Raw genomic sequence first — 20,005 nt, 5'->3', positions numbered from 1 at the left:
CGCGAATCAGCCCATCGACGCGAGCACCCTGCGGCGCAATAGTGCCAGCGAGAGCAGGATCCCAAGCACCGATGCCGAGGCCGTGGCAATCCACGACAGCTGCCAGCCGCCCACTGCGGCGGCTATCGCCGCGAGTAAAATCGGCCCGACAAAATTGGCGGCGTTGTAGACGTGTTGCATGAGTCCGAGTACGGCAGCTGGAGAGCCGTCGGGAGGCGCCGTGTCGACGGCAAGCCGCATCATGCTTGCCGGTACTGCCGCTCCGCCGAATGAGAACAGTGCTGCCACCGCGATCTGCCAGATGAGTCCGTTTGGTACCGAGTTCCAGTCAAGCGCAAAGAACAGCGCGGAAGTCACGGCCATCGTCGCGAGTGCGGACAACACGAGCAACCGCATCGAGATTCCGCGCTGGAGCAACAGCCCTGTGAGGACGTTTCCGAGACCGTTCAACCCCGCAACGATTGCCGTCGCAATGCCGGCGGTGACCGCATCCACACCGCTGGAGCTGAAAATCGTCGGGAGAAAGCCGATGATCGCACCCCACTGCAGCGTGTAGCACGCGAAGACCAGGGCGATGCCCCAGGGCGGCAGCGTCCGCAGCGTTCGACCGATTCGAATCACGGCGGGGCGGAGCGCGCCGGTCCCGTCCTTGGCGGAAGAATCTGCGCCCACAGTCGACCGCGTCGAGGGATCTGTGGGCACGAGCATGAGCACAACGGGAATCATGATGAAGGTGATCCCGGCCATCACGATCCACCAGGCCTGCCAGTTGACTGTGGTGAGTAGCAGCGTTGAGACGAGGATGGCGATGAAGGCAGCGATTCCCTGAAACGACCCCCACCAACCGAGGGCGACGCTGGCGGTTGAGGTCACGGTATGGCGTCGAATCAGTGCGGGAGCGACCACGGTCGCCATCAGGAATCCGACGCCCTCGAGGCCTCGTGTCACCATCAGGAAGGCTGTGGTCGAGCTAAATGCGCCTGCGAGTGAACCGATTCCGAGTAGCAGCAACCCAATGAGTAAGGTGCGACGGAGCCCGATGAGCTCTGAGAACAGTGACACCACCAGTCCGAGCACCATCGAGCCAATCTGCGCCATGCCGAGGAGCACTCCGGCCGCGACCAGTGACATCCCCAGGTCAGCGCGGATGCCATCGAGCGCGCCGGGGAGCTTCCAGACATGCATGGCTGCCACAACTCCTGCTGCCACCAAGATGATCCAGTGGATGCTTTGAGGTCGCGTGGGTGGCGTGGCCAGCAGATCGTGCTGGCGGGAAGACTCATCCTCGCGAGGTGAGTGACCGAGCGGATGCGACGGGGTCATGGCCTCAGCATAGGTCGCTCCGGTGCCCGGGCTACTTTTTGTACGGGTCGGTGATCTCCCGGAGCTGCTCGAGAAGGGACCGGAGCCTTCGCATTTCTTCTTCGCCGAGGTGCTCGCGCCACTCTGCCTCAATGCGCTCCTCTTCAGCGATTGCGATTGGAGCGATCTCCGCGAGTGCTCGATCGGTGAGCCGTACCACGCGTGCTCGACCATCCTCGGGATCTGGCACACGCTCGACATAGCCCACCGATTCCAGTCGGTCGACAAGTGCGGTCGCCGTTTGCTTCGTGATCTGTGCCTGTTCCGCGAGCTCGGAAATGCGCGTGCCCTCGGGAGCGATGCGCGCGAGCAGGCGACTCTGTGCGAGCGTGACGTCAAAGCCCGCGCCCTTCACTGCATCCACGATTCGATTCTCAGCCGAACGAAAAGCAATAAACATCAGCAGTGATGTCGGGAACTCTCGAGCCGCAGCGGGTCCGCGGGTTTCCTGAGTCTTGGATGAATCGGCCATGCAACCCCTTGAGGTGGTTCGAGTAGCGAACTAAAATAGTTCGCATATCGTACCAAATCTCAACGACGAGAACATGGTGAGGTGCCTCATGAACAATCCAACGTTCACCCAAGATGAACTGTGGGCCGCGATCGATGATCAGCGGCTTCGTACCGCTGATTTGCTCGACACGCTCCGCGAAGCGGACTGGGCGCAGCCATCGCTCTGCAGCGAGTGGACCATTCGCGAGGTTGCTGCGCATCTCACGATGCAGCAGATGGGTCTCTGGCAATTCTTGATCGTGTTCGCGCGCAACCCTGGCGGCCTTAATACGGTGATTCGCAAGGCAACGAAGCGTCAGGCGCGCCTGCCGAAAGAGACCTTCGCGCCGGCGATCCGGGCGATGGTCGGGTCTCGGAAACACAATTTTGGTCTCACCGCGCGCGAGACACTCACGGACATCCTCGTTCACAGCCAGGACATTGCCATCCCGCTCGGTCGTGAGCTCAAGATGGATCGCAAAGCTGCAAGCTGGGCTGCCGACCGAGTCTGGTCTTATCAGGGCAAAGGGCTCGCCGCGGTGTTCCGCAATTTTCCGCTACAAAGGATGCGTCTGGTTGCGACCGATTACGACTGGCAAGTGGGGGAGGGGCCAGAGATCCGCGGTCCGATCTCCGCATTACTTTTGCTGCTGACGGGACGCGCGGTTGCGCTAGAGCAACTCGAAGGGGAAGGCCTGCCCGTCCTGGTTCGGTAGCAGGCTCTCAACCGAATTGTTGAAGTTCAACCACGCCGTGATCCGGAGTTCGCTTGTGACGCGGCCCGCTGGTCTATTCGGCCGGCGGGCCGCTCTCTGCGGCGGCCGGATCCATCCAGAACGGCTCAAAGTGGTTGCCGTCCGGATCATCGAACTGGCCGCCATACATGAAGCCGTGATCCTGGATCTCGCCAACTTTCCCACCTGCCTGGCGGACCGCCTCATTGAAGGCATCCACCGCATCCCGAGAAGGAAGATCGAAGGCAATGAGCGCGAGCGACTGGGTTGACGGGTCACCGACAGACTTACTGCCGATGAAGGTCTGGTAGTAGTCACGTTGCAGTGCCATGAGGTATTGACCGTCAGCGATCTCGACACTGATGGCATTTTCATCGCTGAAATTGTTATTGATGGTCCACCCGATGGCGGTGAAAAACGCTCGCGAGCGTTCAACGTCGGCCACGGGAATGTTCACGAAGATACTCATGCGCACGACTATGCGCCAGCGATCGAATAGTAACCACCCGCAGTCGCTGATAGTTGCTGGCAACCTTCCCTGGTGACGCGACCAAACGCATCCGTGTCGCGGGGAAACCCCGTCGGAAAACCGCTGAAAACCGGATGGCTTACCGGCTCCCGCCCGAAGCACTGTGGTGACAGTCTGAGGTCAGACGATCACGGGGCGAGGACATGAACTTCAAGTACGCACGCAATGACCTCCGCAAAAACTGGGGAGCCAACCTTTCGCTATTCGTAGTGCTCGTCCTGAGCGCGCTCCTCATGGCCACCGGCGCCATGGTGATGGAACGCCTTTCGGGCGCAGTGAACGGACTATTCGAAGAAGCGAAACCGCCGCATTTCCTGCAGATGCACAAGGGCGACTACGACACCGGTGCGCTCGATGCCTTTGCCGCCGAGCACCCCGAAATCGAGTCCTGGTTGATCGAGGACATGATCGGTTTCGACAGCTCCTTCCTCTCGTGGGAACGCCCCGCGACCGGCGAAACCGGAGACCTCTCGGAAAGCCTCATCGACAACCTCTTTGTCGTGCAAAACGAAGAGTTCGACTTCCTGCTGGACGAAACCAACAGCATCCCGCAGGCCGCGGAAGGCGAAGTGTACGTTCCCGTCGCGTACCAGCAGACCTTCGGGTTGGAAGCGGGCGACGAACTCTCGATCCGAACCGATGCCGAGACCGTCACGCTCACCGTCGAAGGATTCGTGCGCGACGCGCAAATGGCATCCTCGCTGTCTTCCGCGACACGATTCCTGGTATCGGCAGCCGACTTCGACAGGCTCTCCGCGGGTGGCGGTGGCATCCCCGAAATCATCGTTGAATATCTCACGACCGACCCCGCACTCGGCGGCGCATTGCAGACCGCATATGAAGCGAATGAGCAACTGCCGATGAACGGGCAGGGCGTGACCTTCGACATCATCCGCGTCATCAACGTCTTCAGTGAAGGTCTGGTCGCAATCGCACTCATGTTCGTGAGTGTGCTGCTGATCGCGATTGCGCTGCTCAATGTCCGCTTCGTGATTCGCGGAACCCTGCAGGATGAAGTGCGAGAGATCGGTGCAATGAAGGCGATCGGGTTGCCGAGTCGTACGATCTCCGGGCTCTACCTATCGAAATACACGGTGATGACACTGCTTGCGTGCGCGGTGGGTGGTGTGCTCGCGATCTTCGCGTCACGCGCACTCACCTCGAGCGTGCAAGCGAACTTCGCGGAAGCCCCGGTGACGGCCGCAACCTTCATTGCCCCGATAGCGGCGCTCCTCGCAGTGTTTGTGCTCGTCATCAGCATCGCATGGGGTGTCTTGCGCGCGGTTGACCGAATCGAAGTGGTCAGCGCTTTGGTCCACGGCAGCACGCTGACCGAGAAACAAACGGCTCGCAAGGCGAAGCGCAGCGGTCGAGGTGTGATTCGGTCGGTATTCCGCGGCTATCGCGGCGGAAACATGAACGCGAAGCTTGCCCGAGTCGACTTGCGGACCGGGTTCGGCCAGTGGGTCTTGATCCCCGTGGTGTTCGCGCTCGCGGCAGTGCTCGTGGCCTTGCCGATGAGCCTGCTCAACACTTTCCAAAGCCAACAGTTCGTGAGCTACCTCGGTGCCCCGGAAAGTGATATGCGAATCGACCTGCAGTATTCCGAGGACGTTGCGGCCACCTACGACGAGGTCGCAGCGGCGCTGGCAGCCGATGATCGTTTCAGCGAAGTCACGAGCTACGCAAACGTCGCCTACGAAATCGAGGGCGAGTCGGGATGGGAAATCTTCCGCACTGAGGTCGGCGATTACTCCGGCAATACGGTTGCGTTCGCACCGGGCTCGGCTCCGGAAGAAGGGCAGATCGCGCTCTCTGCACTCAATGCGGAAAATCTCCAGGTGGGTGTCGGCGACACGATCACACTGCGTGATGGTGAAGAGCTGCTCGACCTCGAGGTGAGCGGGATCTACCAAGACGTGACCTCTGGCGGGCTCACCGCCAAACTTGCTGCCGACTTCCCCGAGAACGCGAACGGCTACGTGCTCTACGCCTCAGGTGCCGACAACCTCGACGTGGGTGCGATCACCGAGGAATACACCGAGGCGTACCCCGCAGCGAAGGTCTACCCGATGGAGACCTACACGCAGCAGACACTCTCCTACGTCGTGAATGCCTTCTCGATGGCCGCCTGGATTTCGCTTGCGCTGACACTCGGAGTCGCCGCACTGATCACGTATCTGTACCTGTCCATGCGACTTTCTCGCGATCGTCAGCGCAGCGGCGTGCTCGCTTCACTCGGGTTTTCAGGTGGGGAACTCGCATGGCAGACCCAGTTCAAAACCATCCTGATGGTCGCACCCGGTGTTGCCGCAGGGCTATTACTCACCGCGACCGCGGGCGAAGCGCTGGTGGGTGGCGCAATGTCACTGACTGGCTTCGGGATCACCGAACTGCAGTTCTTCCCCAACCACGCCCTCGTACACGTGCTCTTCCCGGTCCTGCTCATCGCTGCCGGCGCGCTCGCGGCCTACATCGTGTCGTTGCGATTGCGTAGCAATGACACCTCGGCCTGGCTCAAGGGTTGAGCTTGCCCCGCCTAACAACTTGCGCAGCCGAACCAATACGAAAGCGATTGATTGCTCATGACTATTACGAATCAAGGCACAGGCGCCGCCCAAGGTTCGGTGCTCGCCGCCCACGGCATTGAGAAGACGTTCTTCACGACCACGCCACCCGCCAAAGTGCTGAACGGAATCAACCTCGAGGTGCGTCCGGGTGAATTCACCGTGGTAATGGGTGCTTCCGGTTCCGGAAAATCCACGCTGCTGTACTGCATCAGCGGCATGGACCGTCCCACTGAAGGCACCGTGAAATTGGACGGCCGCGACCTTACGAGCTTCAATAACAAGCAAATGAGCAAGGTTCGACTCGAAGAAATGGGATTCATCTTCCAACAGGCGTACTTCCTCGACAATCTCAACGTGCGCGACAACATCCTGCTGCCGGCGCTCAAGGCTCAGCCGCGCGAGCGTGCGAAGGTCGAGGCGCGAGTGGATGCGCTGCTGAAGCGCTTCGGCATCGACCACATTGCGAACCACGGCGTAACGCAGGTTTCCGGTGGACAGCTGCAACGCGCATCCATTTGCCGTGCCCTCGCCACCGAACCAAAAGTGCTCTTCGCGGACGAACCAACCGGTGCGCTCAACGCGAGCACGTCCGAAGAAGTCATGAATGCGCTCGTCGATGTGCACCGCGACGGCACGACCGTCGTCATGGTGACTCACGATCCGGCTTGCGCCGCACGCGCCGATCGCGTCGTCTACCTGCGCGACGGCCTCGTCGTCGACGAAGTGGCACTTGGCCCGTGGACTCATGAACACAGCGAACAGCGGTCTGACTTCTTGCTCGGCTGGCTGCGCGACCACGGATTCTAAGGTGGACAGCTGTAGCGCGCATTCTCGAGAAAAATGTGACACCGTGGATGCTGCCACGGACGGAGATCTATGACGCCTCGCGATAAGAATGCAGCAAAGATCAAGCCCGGCGACGGCAGCGCACTCAAACCCGTACGCGGATGGGATGCGCTTTGGCGCTCACAATTCGCGATCCGGCTGATGGAGCCGGACGAGTCGGGCAGTGAATTGCCGCGAACCTACGCCGTGGATGTGAACTTTTTTGATTGGGAGACGAGTGCGGCGCTCTATCGCGATGGGCGACAGCACTTGCGGGCAACCTTGCCAGTCAGGTTTCCGGTATACAACGGTGAAATTGACGTCGCAGACTCGACCTTCGGCATGCGCCGCGTGCACTTGATTCGCGGCAAACAGGAGCGGCAGCTGGTGCCGACCCCCGGTACCGCCGAGCACTGGCGCGCACAATTCGGTCGCAACCACCCGATACTTAGTCGCACCATCGGCATTCTCGCGGTTGTCGTGCTCTTGATCGGGCTCGCGGTCTTGGCGCCGCAAATTCTCGAGTGGATCACGAGCATCGAGATGATCGCGGATCGATTTGGCAGGTTTGAGTCACCAATCCAACTTCCCCCGTGGCTGGCCACCTGTCTCACCGTTGCTGGTCTGCTCGCGGCCTTTGAGCGGGCGCTGACGCTGCGCAGCCACTGGCTTATCGACGCCGATACCTGGTGGATGGGCGACTAACGCCAGTCTGGAATAAGTGCGCATCCGGCATGGTTATGACTCAACGTACGTGAGTATTGCCCGACAGCGCGTATTCGTGACGCGCTGATCCCAACCACTGAATTGGAGCACCTTGACCGAGCAGACTGCCCCCGCATCCCGTGAAATCGTTGACTTCTGGTTCGACCCAATCTGCCCATTCGCGTGGATTACTTCGCGGTGGATTCGTGAAGTTGAGACCGTACGCGACATCACGATCAAGTGGCACATCATGTCGCTCGCAGTGCTCAATGAGGGCCGGGAACTCGACGCCGGTTATCGAGAGCTGATGGATCGGGCATGGCTCCCAGCGCGTGCTGTCACGCAGGTACAGGACCGCTACGGTGACGACAAGGTTGGCGATTTCTACACGGCACTCGGTACGCGCATCCACGACGGCGGTAATGACAATTACGAGCAGGTCGTCGCTGAGGCGCTCGCCGAACTGTCGCTCGACGAAAGCATCCTTGAAGCCGCGAAGACCGACGCGCTCGATGACAAGATGCGTGCCTCGCACCAAGAAGGCATCTCGAAAGTTGGGGATGAAGTCGGCACCCCGGTGGTCGCTTTCAACGGCACCGCGTTCTTTGGCCCTGTCATGACCCGCATCCCGCGGGGTGAGAAAGCGGGAGAGCTCTTTGACGCCGCCGTCACCCTCGGATCATTTGAGTACTTCTACGAGCTCAAGCGCTCGCGGACGACCTCGCCAGAATTCGATTAGTCAGTCGGCCCAGAATCTCCAAATTGACGACTGGAATCGCCTCAAATTGACGACTCGCAGTTTGGAGGTGGACGCAAGCACCTCCAATCCAACCGTTCTCATTCGCAGCGAGGCGCAGAAATTTACGACCTCACCGTACGGGGCTAAACCAAAGCTCTCGATAGTTGTCCCCAATTTTGGGTGCTGTGGATAACTCCAGCGGTATCCGAGGTCGCTTGGGATGCTGTTGTTCCTTGGAAGACAGCATTGCGATAGGGGAATTTGATGACCAACAATGAGGGAGCATCGAGGTCGGGGTTGCCTTGGGAGGACCGCGACTATCGGGCCATTATTGCGGCAATTGGCGAAGGTGCGAACGACATCGATGAGGTTGCCCGGTACACGGGGCGCACGACCAGCAGCATCATGAGTAAGTGGCGGCGGCTCTTACCCATCGAGCAACGAACTGCGCCACGAGACCGGGTGATCCCGCTGTTGCGCGGTCATCTCGAGGACCCCAATTATGATTGGCAACTCGCAACGATAACGGATCCGCCACCGCCGCCGATCGTGAGGCCGCCGGCGAAAACTGGGCTCCCTGGGCTGGAATTAGAGGACCTTGAAGACATCGGTTTCGCGGTAGGACTGTCTGCAGTGGTCATGCCTGATGTTCTACGAGAGAGACTTGGCGTTGAAATCGTAACGAGGAATCTGCAACACCGAATTCGAGATCGAAGGGTTGAACAGCTCCTGACGAGTCCGGGCTCAGTAATCAGTGTGGCGGCGGCCGAGGCCGAAGCGAATACCTGGATATCGCGGGTTTACGCCTCGGTATCTCGCTACGCAGGGGCACTTCGGCCCTACAGGTCGGAATGGGACTACGGTCACTCGGTGCGTGAATATGACGAACCGTGGACGACCGCCCATGCCCTCGGCAACGGTGCTGTTGAAGTCGTAGAGCCCGTGGATGAGTATCGTTCAGCGATCGGCGATGAACCCCAGTTCTAAGTGACGTTGACCGGGATGAATGGCGAGGTCAGGTCCCGCAATAGGTTCGGTACGGGCCGAAAGATGAAGGCGCGGGGAGCGCAAACCGGTCGCGATCGGCGCGTGTGGTGAACGGTTCGGTCACAGCTTGGAGCAGTTGACCGAAGGGTTCCATATTTCCAGTAGCTGCGGCTTGCAATGCCTCTTCAACGAGGTGGTTTCTTGGGATGTATGCGGGATTGACGCGATCCATCGCAGCACCGTCGGGACCGATCGCCTTCCAACGATCAAGCCATGCGTCAAACGGATTCGAATCCGGAATCTGTACGCGAAGCGGCACCGTATTGCCACGCGCGGCGTCGGCGAGGTTGCGGAAGAGCGAGGTGTAGTCCACTCGCTCCACCTTCAGAATGTCGAAGAGTTCCGTCACGAGCGTCACGACGGCTTCGGCATCCTCGTGGTGCGCGAGACCAAGCTTTCCACGCATCCCGGTCGCCCATGCCTCGCTGTATTGCGCCGCGAACTTGCCCAGCGCATCCTGCGCAAATTCGATCGCCGTGGCCTGGTCGTCATCGAAAAGTGGGAGGAGCGCTTCGGCAAAACGGGCGAGGTTCCATTCCGCCACCACGGGTTGATTACCGAACTTGTAGCGCCCACCGTGGTCAATCGAGCTGAACACCGCGGTCGGATCAAACTCGTCAAGGAACGCGCACGGGCCGTAATCGATCGTTTCGCCCGAAATAGTCATGTTGTCGGTGTTCATGACCCCATGCACGAACCCGGTGAGCATCCACTGCGCGACCAGCGATGCCTGAGCCGATACAACCCGGTCGAAAAACTCTCGATACGGATGCTCGGAGCTTGCGACCTCGGTGTAATGGCGTTCGATCGCGTGGTCGGCCAAACGGCGCAAGACTCCCTGATCGCCGGTCGCTTTCGCGTATTGGAAGCTGCCGACACGCAAGTGGCTTGCCGCCACACGAACAAGCAGCGCGCCAGTTTCAGGCATCTCGCGGTATACGGTGCGCCCGGTTTGTATTACCGCGAGCGCTCGTGTGCTCGGGATGCCGCTCGCGTGCATCGCCTCGCTCACGAGGAATTCCCGCAGCATCGGCCCGAGCACGGCGAAGCCGTCGCCGCCGCGTGAGAACGGGGTGGGCCCGGAACCCTTGAGGTGGATGTCGCGAAGCTCACCGGCCGAGTCGATGACTTCACCCAGCAGCAGCGCCCGACCGTCGCCGAGTCGTGGCGAGTAACCACCGAATTGATGCCCTGCGTAGGCCTGGGCGACTGGCCGGGCGTCAGCCGGAAGATTTTGTCCGGTGAGGAAACGAATCCCATCCGGTGATTTAAGGTACTCCACGTCGAACCCGAGCTCTACGGCGAGTTCTTCATTGAGCACAAGCAGCTGGGGTGCAGGAGCGTCTTCGGCCTGCCAGGCGACGGCCATCTCGGGCAGCGCGCTCGCGAAACGCGATTCGAGGCGGATGCTCGGAGCAGCTTTCGTACGCTCTGTCGACTCGTGCGTGAGGTCGCGGTCAAGTGCAGCATTCATAGCAGCCTCGCTTCCTTCTTACGAGCTAGGGTACGGCCCGCGGTTCCACGATCGGTGTGTGCCGCGGGCCGTAGCCTGACCCGAGTTGGACGCTGTCCGCGATTAGGCGGATTCGCTGAGGCTCACCACGGCGTCGTCTGAGAAGAGACCGCTGCCGAAGTGGATCTCTACCGGGGCGGCATCAGCGGGGAGATCAAAGACCAGCGTGCCAACCGCGGTGTTGCCAGGGTTGATATCGGTGAACAGCACATCGTTGTCTTCGATGTAGAGGGATGCGGAGCCATCGGTTTCGTGTTCTCGACCCTGGTCGTCGATGAGGACCTGGTTGCTGCTCGAGAAGTACTCTGCCGAATCTCCGGTGTTCGTGACTTCGACATGCACGAGGTAATACACGCCCTGCGGCGTCGAGTTGAGGTACTCGCTTCCGACCTCGGTTACGCCACTCTCGACGCCGGTGATGGTGAACTCGAGATCGCCGGACACCACAGTGTCGCCAATGCCCGCGGCGTTTGGGACTGCATCCGCGTCAGCTGGCTCCTCAGCATCTGCCTGGACCGCTTCGCCATCCTCTGCGGGAGCGGCTTCCTGCTCGGCTACCGCCGATGAATCTTGTTCCGCGGCAGGCACCTCGGCAGAATCATCACTGCCGCCGCCGCTGACGGCGCTGATGAACACGATGAGCAGCACTGCCGCGCCAATACCGGTCAGCACTTTGTGTCGGGCAAACCAGTTCTTCTTCTTTGCCGGTTGCTGCGGTGGCTGGAGCGGCTGCTGCGGATACTGCTGTGCGCCCTGCGCGTTTCCCTGTTGCGGCTGGTTGAATCCTTCACCTTGCTGCGGGCCGCCAGCGTAATTCGAGTTGTGCGACATGACTGTCCTATCTGTGACTGCGATTGCCGAGTAAATATGTGCCTCAAGCCTCTCGAGAGGGCCTTTGTCGGGACCATTCCCGATTGGCTGAAACCGCCCTTGTCGATCGGCTAGTCGGTGCCAGTCGATCGCCAACTGTCGAGATGTCGGAGGCTGGTCGTAAGCTCCAGATGTGAGCGATAAACAGAGGCGAAGCTGGCTGAAGAAAGCACTGCGGTGGGTCCGCACCGTGCTGCTCATGGCGTTGGCTCTGCTTTCCGGGCTGATGGAAATCGTCTACTCCGAGAATGCACAGATCACCAGCGACCCCGAGCACCCAGAGACTGCGGCGGGGATGTTGATCTCGCTCGTGAGTTTATTGGTGCTGCTCGTGCTCACCGTGGGTGTCATATTCAGAGCGCGCTACCCCCTCGCGTTGACGCTGGTGGGTGCGGTGGCGGGCATAGTGCTGCCACTTGGTCCGGTGTTTGCGCTGATCGGGTTGGCCGACTTGATCGCCTATCGACGCGACAAACGCGTGGTGATTGGCGGCGTAGCGGTTGCCTTAGCCGTGGTAGTCGTAAGCGCAATCACCGATATCTATGGGTCGGATTATGGCGCGTCAATCGTCCAGACGTTCCTTGCAAATAGTGACACCCCGGACTCGCGCGTGGAGCTGCCCTTCATCGTGCCGCTGTTCGTGGTGGTGATATCGCTCGCAGTACCGATCGGGATCGGCATACTCATGCGGATGCGCGGCAGCGAGCAGGAAGCGCGTCGTAGTCGCGACGAAATCGACGTTGAACTCACCAGAAGCCAAGAGCGAGAGCGGATCGCCCACGAAATTCATGACGTTCTCGGCCACCGACTTTCGTTGCTGAGCTTGCAAGCCGGGGCATTACGCAACCAAGCCAATGATTATCCCGAGTTGGTCGAGTCTGCGGAGGCGATTCGCGCGAATGCGGCTCAGTCAATGGATGATCTGCGGTTGCTGCTCAATGTCATACAAGGTGAATCGACGCCAGTTTCGCTCGGCCAACTGAGTGAAATTATTCAGTCTTCCGCGGTCGGTAACCAGCAAGTGAATCTCACCGTGTACCTGCAGGATGCAGAGCGGGCACCCGCAGATCTATCGCGAGCGGTCGTGAGAATCGTGCAGGAGGTCATCACGAATGCGCGAAAACACGCTCCCGGCACGGCGCTTCGCTTATCGGTGACGGGTGCGCCCGGTAATGGCATTAGCATTCACGCCGCAAACGTTGTTGCTGAACGCGGGGCTGAGCAGGCTGCGACCGGTCGCGGCCTCACCGGGATGCATGAACGGGTGCGGGTGCTCGGCGGGGACTTTCGTGCAGGTCGCGTGGGAAACGAATTCCGCGTCGAAGCGAATCTGCCCTGGGTGGCGGGGTAGGCACACCGGAAGACCAAGCCGCGACTGCCCTCCCGGAGTGGCCGACGAGCGGTGACGCGTTCGTGATGTCGGAGGCCAGAAATAGACTACTGGCATGACCATTCGTGTACTGCTCGTTGATGACGACCCGCTCACTCGTCGAGCGATAGCGGGCATCTTCGCCGGCCACGAGGAGATTGAGATCGTCGGTGAGCTCGAAAACGGTGTCGGCATCGTGGCTCACGTGCAGGCTTTGCAGCCGGCGGTGGTGTTGATGGACCTCGGCATGCCGGAGGTCGATGGCACTGCTGCGACTGCGGCACTGCAGCAACTCCAATCCCCGCCCGAAGTGGTCATCCTTACCACCTGGAACGTCGACGACGCCATGTTGAAAGCACTTGCCGCGGGTGCATCGGGTTTCCTATTGAAAACTGCGGCGCCGGAAGAGATCATTCGGGCCGTTCAAGCGGCGGCTCAGGGTGAATCCGTATTGTCGCCCGCGAGTGCCCGGCAACTTATTGACTCGGTTAACGCCGATTCGGATCGGCGCGAACGTCGGGTCGCCCGTCGCCGTGTGGAGAAACTCACGCCCCGTGAGCTTGCTGTGGCTGAGCGCATCCCCACTGGCGAATCATCCGCACAAATTGGGGCGACAGTGCATCTTTCGGAAGCGAGCGTCAAGCAATACATTGCCAATATTGCCGAGAAGCTCGGGGTCCAGGGGCGCATCCAAATTGCCGTCTTGATGACGAAAGCGGGCTATGGGCCGAGCCTTTAGGACATTGAGCCGTGATGAAGCGAAGCCGCTAGGTACGCAGCCGCCATAAATCTGAGTTTCAAGGCAACGAGCCGCGCGAAGAACGAATGCGGTCGTCTCATGACGAGGCAAAGCCCGGCACGAGACGACCGCAGGAACTCATCCGGGATTACTCGACGAGCTTGCCCTCGACCGAGTCATCGCCGCGTTCTTCGGCGAGTAAACGGAAGGAATCCGGCGCGGGAGCGAGTGACTCAAAGGTGACACCTTCCGTGACCGACCACACGAAGTTGCCCTGCAGGTTGGGGTCGGTCTCGGGGAAGTCGGCGCGGTTGTGGGCACCGCGGGTCTCGCGTCGCTCAAGTGCTGATTCGAGCGTGGCACGGGCAGCCAGGAGCGATCCCAACAGATCAAAGGCGTGCGCCAGGTCGTCGAAGCCGGCGATGTCGGGGTGCGCGGTAACGTTCTTGGCACGGTCTTCCAGGGCATCCAGCTTCTGCAGGCCCTCCTTGAGCCCTGCTTCGGTGCGTACGACACCCGCGTGGGCGCTCATGAGGTTGCGTAGTTCGCGCTGCAGCCTGCGAGCCGACTCGGTGCCGTGATCGCGCAGCAGCGCCTGCATCTCTTCGCGGGCTTCGGCAACGACCTCGGCATCGCGGTGTACATCGGCACGCGCAACCACATAATCGGTAGCATCCTGACCGGTGAGACGACCGTAGACGAGCAGCTCGATCAGGGAGTTTCCGCCAAGACGGTTTGCGCCGTGCAGACCGGAAGCTGCCTCGCCGATTGCGTAGAGCCCCTCAACCCCGGTGCTGTGCTTATCAGCAGTGACCCACACACCACCCATCGAGTAGTGGGCCGTCGGAGCGATTTCCATCTTGTCCTTGGTGATGTCGAGCATCTGCAGGTCAATCAGAGTCCGGTACACGCGCGGCAGCTTTTCGAGGATCGTCTCGCGCGGCAGGTGCGAGACATCGAGGTAGACGCCGCCCTTGTCGGTGCCGCGACCCTCGGTGATCTCGGTGTAGCCAGCCAGCGCCACCCGGTCGCGGGTCGACAGTTCCATGCGCTCGGGGTCGTACTTCTCCATGAAGCGCTCACCCAGCGCGTTGGTCAGGATGCCGCCCTCACCACGAGCGGCTTCCGAAACGAGCGTGCCGGCGGCGTCATCCGGCTCGAGCAGGCCCGAAGGGTGGAACTGAACGAGCTCCGCGTCACGCAGCTTCGCCCCCGCGAGCGCCGCAAGCCGGAAGGTGTCGCCGGTGTTTTCGTCGCGGCGTGAGGAAGTGTGGCGCCAGATTCGCGTGTGACCACCGGCGGCGAGGATCACCGCATCCGCATGGATCTGTACTGGTGAACCATCGACGATATCGAAGCCGTAGGCGCCGAATACGGTGCCATCAGAGACGAGGATGCGGGTGATGTAGATCGTGTCGATCACCTGGACATTGAGTTCGTCTGCGCGGCGCATCAGGGTGCGCTGGATTTCCAGGCCGGTGTAGTCGCCCGCGTAGCAGGTGCGGCGGTACTTGTGTGCGCCGAAGAAGCGCTGCGAAATGCGGCCGTCCGCTTCGCGAGCGAACGGCATGCCGTAGCGTTCGAGGTCTTCGATGCCCTGCGCGGCATTGCGGGTTACGGTCTCAACGATTGCCGGATCAGCGAGGAAGTAGGACTCGCGCAAGGTGTCGGCGGCGTGCTGTTCCCAGGAGTCTTCCGGATCCATGGTGGCGAGGGCGGCGTTAATGCCACCCGCGGCGAGCGTGGTGTGCGCGTCGTGCTTGCGACGCTTACCAACGGCAAGGACCTGAACGCCTCGTTCAGCCAGTTCGATGGAAGCGCGGAGTCCCGCACCGCCCGTGCCGATAACGAGTACGGAGGTGGACATGAGTCGTTCGGTGGTGTGTTGAGTGATCATGTTCATCCACGTTAGGCATACCTAATCTATTGCGCTAATGCATATTTATGCTTGACGTGATGCGTTTAGGCTATCGGCATGAAACTGCACCAGCTTCGCGCATTTGCCACGGTGGCTCGTATCGGTAATTTCACACGCGCGGCCGAAGAGATGTTCGTCACGCAGCCCTCATTGAGTCGCCAGATCGCCACTCTGGAAGCCGATCTCGGGGTTGAGCTGCTCCATCGAGACCATTCGGGCATCACGCTGACCGATGCCGGTGCCCGGATTCTGCCGATCGCGCGGCGGATCCTGGGGGATACGGAACTTGTGCGTCGGCAACTCGACGAACTCGCGGGGCTGCGCAGCGGCACGGTACGGCTCGGCGCACCACCGACGCTGTGTGTGTCGCTGGTTGCGGATGTGTTGGCTGGTTTCCGCAACGCTCACCCTGGCATCGATCTCCACGTCACCGAGGGTGGTTCCCGGATGCTCGTGGAAGTGCTCGACGAGGGCGGGCTGGATCTCGCACTGGTGGTCACGCGGGGGGAAGCCCCGGTGGTATCCGGCACTGAGTTGGTCCCGCTGATGACGGAAGAACTCGTCGTGATCTCTGCGGTGAATGCGCCATTGGGCGAGTTACTCGACGGCGGGGATGCGGCGGTGGCTGCTCCGCGCGCAGCCATACCGAGTGTGGCCACACCGCGCGCAGCCACGCCGAAAGAGATCACCCTGGCAGAGCTTTCGCGACTTCCGCAGGTCGCGTTCAACCAAAGCTATGACCTTCGCATCGCGACCGATGCCGCGTTCGCGGCCCACAGCCTCAGCCCGACGATCGCCGTCGAGGGGGCCGAGATGGATGCGGTGCTCCGCTTTGTTGAGCGCGGGCTCGGGGTCGCGGTGGTTCCCGCGATGGTGGTGATCGATCGACCTGAGCTGCGAAGCACCCGGCTTGTCGATCCGCACCTCACCCGCACGGTGAATCTCGCGCGGCGCACCGATATCGGACTTTCCGCCGCCGCATCCGAAATGCAGCGATTCGTCTTCGATACCGCAATCGAACTCACCTCAGCCGGCACGAGGTTCGCCGAGTTCGTGACCGCGGTACGGAGCTAGGAGGGTGAGCGAGACCGTGCCCCTACGTATCCCCGAACGGACCAGGTTCGCGACCCTGCGCATCCTGCACCCGAACCGCACCCAACTGCGGAATCTGCCCGGTCACTGTCGGCACTGACGCGGTCAGCAGGGTGCCGTCGGAGCGATGCCAGCCGTTGATGGTGTGCATCCCGAGCTTCTTGCGCTGGCGCGGACCCTGATCGGCGAGGTGGATGACGGTGGGAGCAGTCGGCGTGATGTGCACTTCGTCCCCGCGGACTTTCACCGTCACGGCGCGACCGCGCTCCAGCACAAACGAGATGGTGTCGGGGCGAAGCTCCACCCGCACCCGTGATTCCCGAATGCGCAGTCCAAAGTCGATGCCCTCCCAACTGTCCGGCAGGCGCGGGTCGAAGGTAATTTCACCGTGGTGGTCGCGCATTCCGGCGAAGCCGAATACCGCGCCCATCCAGAGCCCACCCGCTGAGGCGACGTGGATGCCGACGTCGGTGTTGCCGTGGAGGTCGGCGAGGTCGACAAAGGCATTGTGTCGGAAGTACTGCTCGGCGAGCCGCATGTGCCCGACTTCCGCCGCCATCACTGACTGCACCGCAGCCGAAAGGCTTGAGTCGGCGGTGGTGAGCACGTCGTAGTACTCGAAATTGCGCAGCTTTTCTTCGGCCGTAAACAGGTCACCCCGCAGCAGCAGCGCGAGCACCACATCCGCCTGCTTAATGACCTGGAATCGGTAAATCACCAGTGGGTGGAAGTGCAACAGGAGCGGGCGCTGCGAGTCGGGTGTGCGCTCGAGATCCCAGATTTCTTTGTCGAGGAAGGAGGCATCCTGCGGGTGGATGCGGAATTTCTCGTCGTAAGGAATATGCATGTGTTTCGCCGCACGTCGCCAGGCCACGACCTCAATTGGTTGCAAGCCGAGGCGATCCACAATGGGCTCGAAGTCATCCGGGTAGTTCTCGCGCACCATGTCGACCACGTCTGCCGCGATATGCAGGTTCTCTTGGGCCATGACATTGGTGAAGAGGTTGTCATTGACCACCGTCGTGTACTCGTCTGGACCGGTTACACCGTGAATGTGGAAGGTGTCCTGTTTGCCAGCTTGACGCCAAAACCCCAGGTCGTACCACATTCGCGCGGTCTCCACGAAGACATCCACGGCGCCATTGAGCAAGAACGAGGTGTCGCCCGTGGCCGAGACGTACTGTGCCATCGCGTAGGTGATATCGGCGTCGATGTGAAACTGTGCGGTCCCGGCCGCGTAGTACGCGCTCGATTCCTGGCCGTTGATGGTGCGCCACGGGAACAGCGCGCCGCGCTCATTGAGTTCCTCCGCGCGCGTCCGTGCCGCATCGAGCAGGTTGTACCGGAAGCGCAGCGCATTGCGAGCCATGGTCGGCTGGGTATAGCTCAGGAAGGGCAGCACGAAAATCTCGGAGTCCCAGAAATAGTGGCCGCTGTATCCCGAACCGGTCACACCCTTCGCCGGAATCCCCAGACCGTCGGCACGGGCTGCCGCCTGCGCCAGCTGGTAGAGGTTGAACCGCATCGCTTGCTGCAGATCCTCTTGGCCGTGCAGCACGACGTCGGAGGTCTTCCAAAACTCGTTGAGCCACGCCCGCTGATTGGTGTGATGCGTCTGCACCGATTCTTCGATCGCGCGGTCGAGGGTGCGGGCGCAGCGGTCGGCGAGTTCCCGCGGTGGGGCAATGTTCGCGGTGTGATAACTCACATATTTGGTGAGTTTGATTGGCGTGTTCTCACGGCCGTTGAGCCGGTACACCCGCTTTGCGACATCTTCTTGGATGGTGTTCGTCACCTTCCATTCGCCGGTGGCGGCGCCGCCTACGGTGAGGCGGTGGTCCACCGCGCTCGCCACGGACATCCCAGAATTGTGGACGCGGTAGCCGAGCACGAGGCGGCTCCCGTTGTCGCGCTGCACGGTCGGGTCCAGGATGCGTTCTTCGATCACTTCGGCCTTGCGGGGGTCGAAGGTCTTCGAGTCTGCGGGGCTGGTGCCGTTGTTCCCACCGTTCGCCGCAAAGTCGCGGTATTCATCCACGCCATCCTGACGATTCAGGAGCTGACTCGAAATCACGATCGAAGCATCCGCATCCAAGAGCTCAACCTCGTACTCGATTACGGCGAGGTGACGCTCGGTGAATGAGACGAGCCGGCTAGAGCGGATTCGCACGTGCTTGCCGCTCGAGGTGCGCCACGTGAGGTCACGGGTCAGGGTGCCCGCACGCAGGTCGAGTCGCCGCTCGTACACCACAATTTCGGCGGTAGAGAGGATGAACGGCTCGTCATCAACGTAGAGTCGGACTACCTTGGCGTCGGGCGCATTGATGATGGTTTGGCCGACGCGAGCGAATCCGAAGGCTTCCTCCGCGTGCCGGATTGGCCAGGTTTCGTGGAGACCATTAATGAAGGTGCCGTGCTCGGCAGCCTCGCGTCCCTCGTCAATATTGCCGCGCATCCCGATAAAACCGTTGCCCATCGCGAATAGCGACTCGGTGCGGCCCTGCAGCGCGGGGTCGAAGCGTGTCTCGACGATGGCCCACGGGTCAATCGGAAACATGGTGCGGTCGAGCTCTTCACCGGGTAGTGGATCGCGTGATGATGAGGCGCGTTCGGCAGTGTCATTCCACCAGGGGTGCTGCTCGCGAGGGGGAGTGTAAATCGATTCGCTCATGAGCTAGACCTCGGTTTCTGTCGTGGAATGTGCGGTGCGAAGTGGCGGGATGAGTTCGGCCAAGTCGGTGACGACAAGGTCCGCGCCGGATTCGACGAGGGCTTGCGTGCCGACGCCGCGGTCGACGCCGATGACGAGGCCGAAATCTCCGGCGGCCCCGGCTGCGACGCCAGAAAGCGCATCCTCGACCACGGCGCATTCTGCGGAAGGGATGCCGAGTTCGAGTGCGGCGCGCAGGTAGGTGTCGGGCGCGGGCTTTCCGGGGAGGCCGAGTGCTGCGGAATGCACGCCGTCGACGATGACCTCAAACCGGTTATTGAGACCTGCTGCGGTGAGCACGCGCTTGCCATTTCGGGAACTCGTGACGATCGCCGCGTCGATCTCGCGCCGGGTGCATTCCTCGAGGAGCTCGAGTGAGCCCGGATAGGCCGCTACCCCTTCGCTGTCGAGGAGCCGCGCGAAGTGCACATTCTTGCGATTGCCGAGGCCCGCAACGGTTTCGAGTTCGGGAGCATCTTCGGGCGAGCCCTCGGGCAGCACAACACCACGAGAGGCAAGCACGTCGCGCACTCCGTCAAACCGGGGCTTACCGTCGAGATGCTCAAAGTAGTCGGCTTCGGTATAGGGCGCTGCGCCGCGGGAATCGAACTCTGCGGTGAACAGTGCCGCCCACGCGCGACGGTGTACCTCCGCGGTGGGGGTGATTACTCCGTCGAGGTCAAAGAGGAAGGCTCGAATAGTGCTGAGGGTCCGTTCGGGGTTCGCCACAAACATGCCCTCGATTATTGTCTGGTTGAGATAACGGTGGGGTGAACGTGCAAATCCGGGGC

Annotated in this window: 17 protein-coding genes; 9 read left to right on the top strand and 8 right to left on the bottom strand. The window is 61.2% G+C overall.

Going from position 1 to position 20,005, the window contains the following annotated elements; genetic code table 11:
- Positions 1-6: 6 nt before the first annotated feature.
- Positions 7-1,323, bottom strand: a complete 1,317-nt coding sequence (locus ACTHXA_RS06205) for an MFS transporter (protein ID WP_441670451.1) — start codon at positions 1,321-1,323, stop codon at positions 7-9.
- A 31-nt stretch (positions 1,324-1,354) separates the two neighbouring features.
- Positions 1,355-1,834, bottom strand: a complete 480-nt coding sequence (locus tag ACTHXA_RS06200; protein ID WP_441670449.1) for a MarR family winged helix-turn-helix transcriptional regulator — start codon at positions 1,832-1,834, stop codon at positions 1,355-1,357.
- 88 nt (positions 1,835-1,922) lie between these two features.
- Here ACTHXA_RS06200 and ACTHXA_RS06195 point away from each other — a divergent pair, with 88 nt between their 5' ends.
- Positions 1,923-2,570, top strand: coding sequence for a maleylpyruvate isomerase family mycothiol-dependent enzyme (locus ACTHXA_RS06195; RefSeq protein ID WP_441670447.1), 648 nt, complete (start codon positions 1,923-1,925; stop codon positions 2,568-2,570).
- 73 nt (positions 2,571-2,643) lie between these two features.
- On the opposite strand, the gene ACTHXA_RS06190 is transcribed toward ACTHXA_RS06195, so the two are convergent.
- Positions 2,644-3,057 carry a VOC family protein gene (locus ACTHXA_RS06190; protein ID WP_441670445.1) on the bottom strand — a complete coding sequence of 138 codons (414 nt, stop codon included), beginning with the start codon at positions 3,055-3,057 and terminating at the stop codon, positions 2,644-2,646.
- Positions 3,058-3,260: 203 nt separating this feature from the next.
- On the opposite strand from ACTHXA_RS06190, the gene ACTHXA_RS06185 reads away from it, so the two are divergent.
- The 5 genes from ACTHXA_RS06185 (at position 3,261) to ACTHXA_RS06165 (ending at position 8,943) form a co-directional block, all read left to right on the top strand.
- Positions 3,261-5,645, top strand: a complete 2,385-nt coding sequence (locus tag ACTHXA_RS06185) for an FtsX-like permease family protein (protein ID WP_441670443.1) — start codon at positions 3,261-3,263, stop codon at positions 5,643-5,645.
- Positions 5,646-5,702: 57 nt separating this feature from the next.
- Entirely contained in the window at positions 5,703-6,494 is a 792-nt protein-coding gene (locus ACTHXA_RS06180) for an ABC transporter ATP-binding protein (protein ID WP_441670441.1), read from the top strand.
- A 69-nt stretch (positions 6,495-6,563) separates the two neighbouring features.
- Positions 6,564-7,217 (top strand): hypothetical protein, encoded by a 654-nt coding sequence (locus tag ACTHXA_RS06175; RefSeq protein ID WP_441670439.1) that lies wholly within the window; start codon positions 6,564-6,566, stop codon positions 7,215-7,217.
- A gap of 112 nt (positions 7,218-7,329) precedes the next feature.
- Positions 7,330-7,956 (top strand): mycothiol-dependent nitroreductase Rv2466c family protein, encoded by a 627-nt coding sequence (locus tag ACTHXA_RS06170; RefSeq protein WP_441670437.1) that lies wholly within the window; start codon positions 7,330-7,332, stop codon positions 7,954-7,956.
- 264 nt (positions 7,957-8,220) lie between these two features.
- Entirely contained in the window at positions 8,221-8,943 is a 723-nt protein-coding gene (locus ACTHXA_RS06165) for a hypothetical protein (RefSeq protein WP_441670435.1), read from the top strand.
- Positions 8,944-8,971: 28 nt separating this feature from the next.
- Here the strand turns inward: ACTHXA_RS06165 and ACTHXA_RS06160 are convergent, their stop codons facing one another.
- Complete coding sequence (locus ACTHXA_RS06160) at positions 8,972-10,477, bottom strand: protein adenylyltransferase SelO (RefSeq protein ID WP_441670433.1); 1,506 nt, start codon at positions 10,475-10,477, stop codon at positions 8,972-8,974.
- Positions 10,478-10,579: 102 nt separating this feature from the next.
- Positions 10,580-11,347: a DUF4352 domain-containing protein gene (locus tag ACTHXA_RS06155; RefSeq protein WP_441670431.1), complete on the bottom strand. Its 768-nt coding sequence runs from the start codon at positions 11,345-11,347 to the stop codon at positions 10,580-10,582.
- A gap of 172 nt (positions 11,348-11,519) precedes the next feature.
- On the opposite strand from ACTHXA_RS06155, the gene ACTHXA_RS06150 reads away from it, so the two are divergent.
- A complete protein-coding gene (locus ACTHXA_RS06150; RefSeq protein WP_441670429.1) occupies positions 11,520-12,737 on the top strand; it encodes a sensor histidine kinase in 1,218 nt (405 codons plus the stop codon).
- A gap of 94 nt (positions 12,738-12,831) precedes the next feature.
- Positions 12,832-13,494, top strand: a complete 663-nt coding sequence (locus ACTHXA_RS06145; protein ID WP_441670427.1) for a response regulator transcription factor — start codon at positions 12,832-12,834, stop codon at positions 13,492-13,494.
- A gap of 148 nt (positions 13,495-13,642) precedes the next feature.
- Here ACTHXA_RS06145 and ACTHXA_RS06140 read toward each other — a convergent pair whose 3' ends face one another.
- Positions 13,643-15,391: an FAD-dependent oxidoreductase gene (locus ACTHXA_RS06140; RefSeq protein ID WP_441670425.1), complete on the bottom strand. Its 1,749-nt coding sequence runs from the start codon at positions 15,389-15,391 to the stop codon at positions 13,643-13,645.
- 78 nt (positions 15,392-15,469) lie between these two features.
- Here ACTHXA_RS06140 and ACTHXA_RS06135 point away from each other — a divergent pair, with 78 nt between their 5' ends.
- Positions 15,470-16,486: a LysR family transcriptional regulator gene (locus tag ACTHXA_RS06135; protein WP_441670423.1), complete on the top strand. Its 1,017-nt coding sequence runs from the start codon at positions 15,470-15,472 to the stop codon at positions 16,484-16,486.
- 22 nt (positions 16,487-16,508) lie between these two features.
- Here ACTHXA_RS06135 and ACTHXA_RS06130 read toward each other — a convergent pair whose 3' ends face one another.
- Both ACTHXA_RS06130 and ACTHXA_RS06125 read right to left on the bottom strand, forming a co-directional pair.
- Positions 16,509-19,175, bottom strand: coding sequence for a glycoside hydrolase family 65 protein (locus ACTHXA_RS06130; RefSeq protein ID WP_441670421.1), 2,667 nt, complete (start codon positions 19,173-19,175; stop codon positions 16,509-16,511).
- A 3-nt stretch (positions 19,176-19,178) separates the two neighbouring features.
- A complete protein-coding gene (locus tag ACTHXA_RS06125) occupies positions 19,179-19,949 on the bottom strand; it encodes an HAD family hydrolase (RefSeq protein WP_441670419.1) in 771 nt (256 codons plus the stop codon).
- Positions 19,950-20,005: the final 56 nt, after the last annotated feature.

The organism is Gulosibacter sp., from assembly GCF_052090685.1.
In the GTDB taxonomy this organism is placed as follows: Bacteria; Actinomycetota; Actinomycetes; order Actinomycetales; family Microbacteriaceae; genus Gulosibacter.
Note: the sequence above shows the minus strand (reverse complement) of the source record. Positions and strands in the feature narration are given on the sequence as shown.

Excerpts from the sequence above, each read along its gene's own strand:
- ACTHXA_RS06195 (WP_441670447.1), top strand. The coding sequence starts at position 1,923 with ATGAACAATCCAACGTTCACCCAAGATGAACTGTGGGCCGCGATCGAT.
- ACTHXA_RS06165 (WP_441670435.1), top strand. The coding sequence starts at position 8,221 with ATGACCAACAATGAGGGAGCATCGAGGTCGGGGTTGCCTTGGGAGGAC.
- ACTHXA_RS06160 (WP_441670433.1), bottom strand. The coding sequence starts at position 10,477 with ATGAATGCTGCACTTGACCGCGACCTCACGCACGAGTCGACAGAGCGT.
- ACTHXA_RS06125 (WP_441670419.1), bottom strand. The coding sequence starts at position 19,949 with ATGTTTGTGGCGAACCCCGAACGGACCCTCAGCACTATTCGAGCCTTC.
- ACTHXA_RS06155 (WP_441670431.1), bottom strand. The coding sequence starts at position 11,347 with ATGTCGCACAACTCGAATTACGCTGGCGGCCCGCAGCAAGGTGAAGGA.
- ACTHXA_RS06200 (WP_441670449.1), bottom strand. The coding sequence starts at position 1,834 with ATGGCCGATTCATCCAAGACTCAGGAAACCCGCGGACCCGCTGCGGCT.
- ACTHXA_RS06180 (WP_441670441.1), top strand. The coding sequence starts at position 5,703 with ATGACTATTACGAATCAAGGCACAGGCGCCGCCCAAGGTTCGGTGCTC.
- ACTHXA_RS06145 (WP_441670427.1), top strand. The coding sequence starts at position 12,832 with ATGACCATTCGTGTACTGCTCGTTGATGACGACCCGCTCACTCGTCGA.
- ACTHXA_RS06135 (WP_441670423.1), top strand. The coding sequence starts at position 15,470 with ATGAAACTGCACCAGCTTCGCGCATTTGCCACGGTGGCTCGTATCGGT.
- ACTHXA_RS06175 (WP_441670439.1), top strand. The coding sequence starts at position 6,564 with ATGACGCCTCGCGATAAGAATGCAGCAAAGATCAAGCCCGGCGACGGC.
- ACTHXA_RS06130 (WP_441670421.1), bottom strand. The coding sequence starts at position 19,175 with ATGAGCGAATCGATTTACACTCCCCCTCGCGAGCAGCACCCCTGGTGG.
- ACTHXA_RS06205 (WP_441670451.1), bottom strand. The coding sequence starts at position 1,323 with ATGACCCCGTCGCATCCGCTCGGTCACTCACCTCGCGAGGATGAGTCT.
- ACTHXA_RS06140 (WP_441670425.1), bottom strand. The coding sequence starts at position 15,391 with ATGATCACTCAACACACCACCGAACGACTCATGTCCACCTCCGTACTC.
- ACTHXA_RS06185 (WP_441670443.1), top strand. The coding sequence starts at position 3,261 with ATGAACTTCAAGTACGCACGCAATGACCTCCGCAAAAACTGGGGAGCC.
- ACTHXA_RS06190 (WP_441670445.1), bottom strand. The coding sequence starts at position 3,057 with ATGAGTATCTTCGTGAACATTCCCGTGGCCGACGTTGAACGCTCGCGA.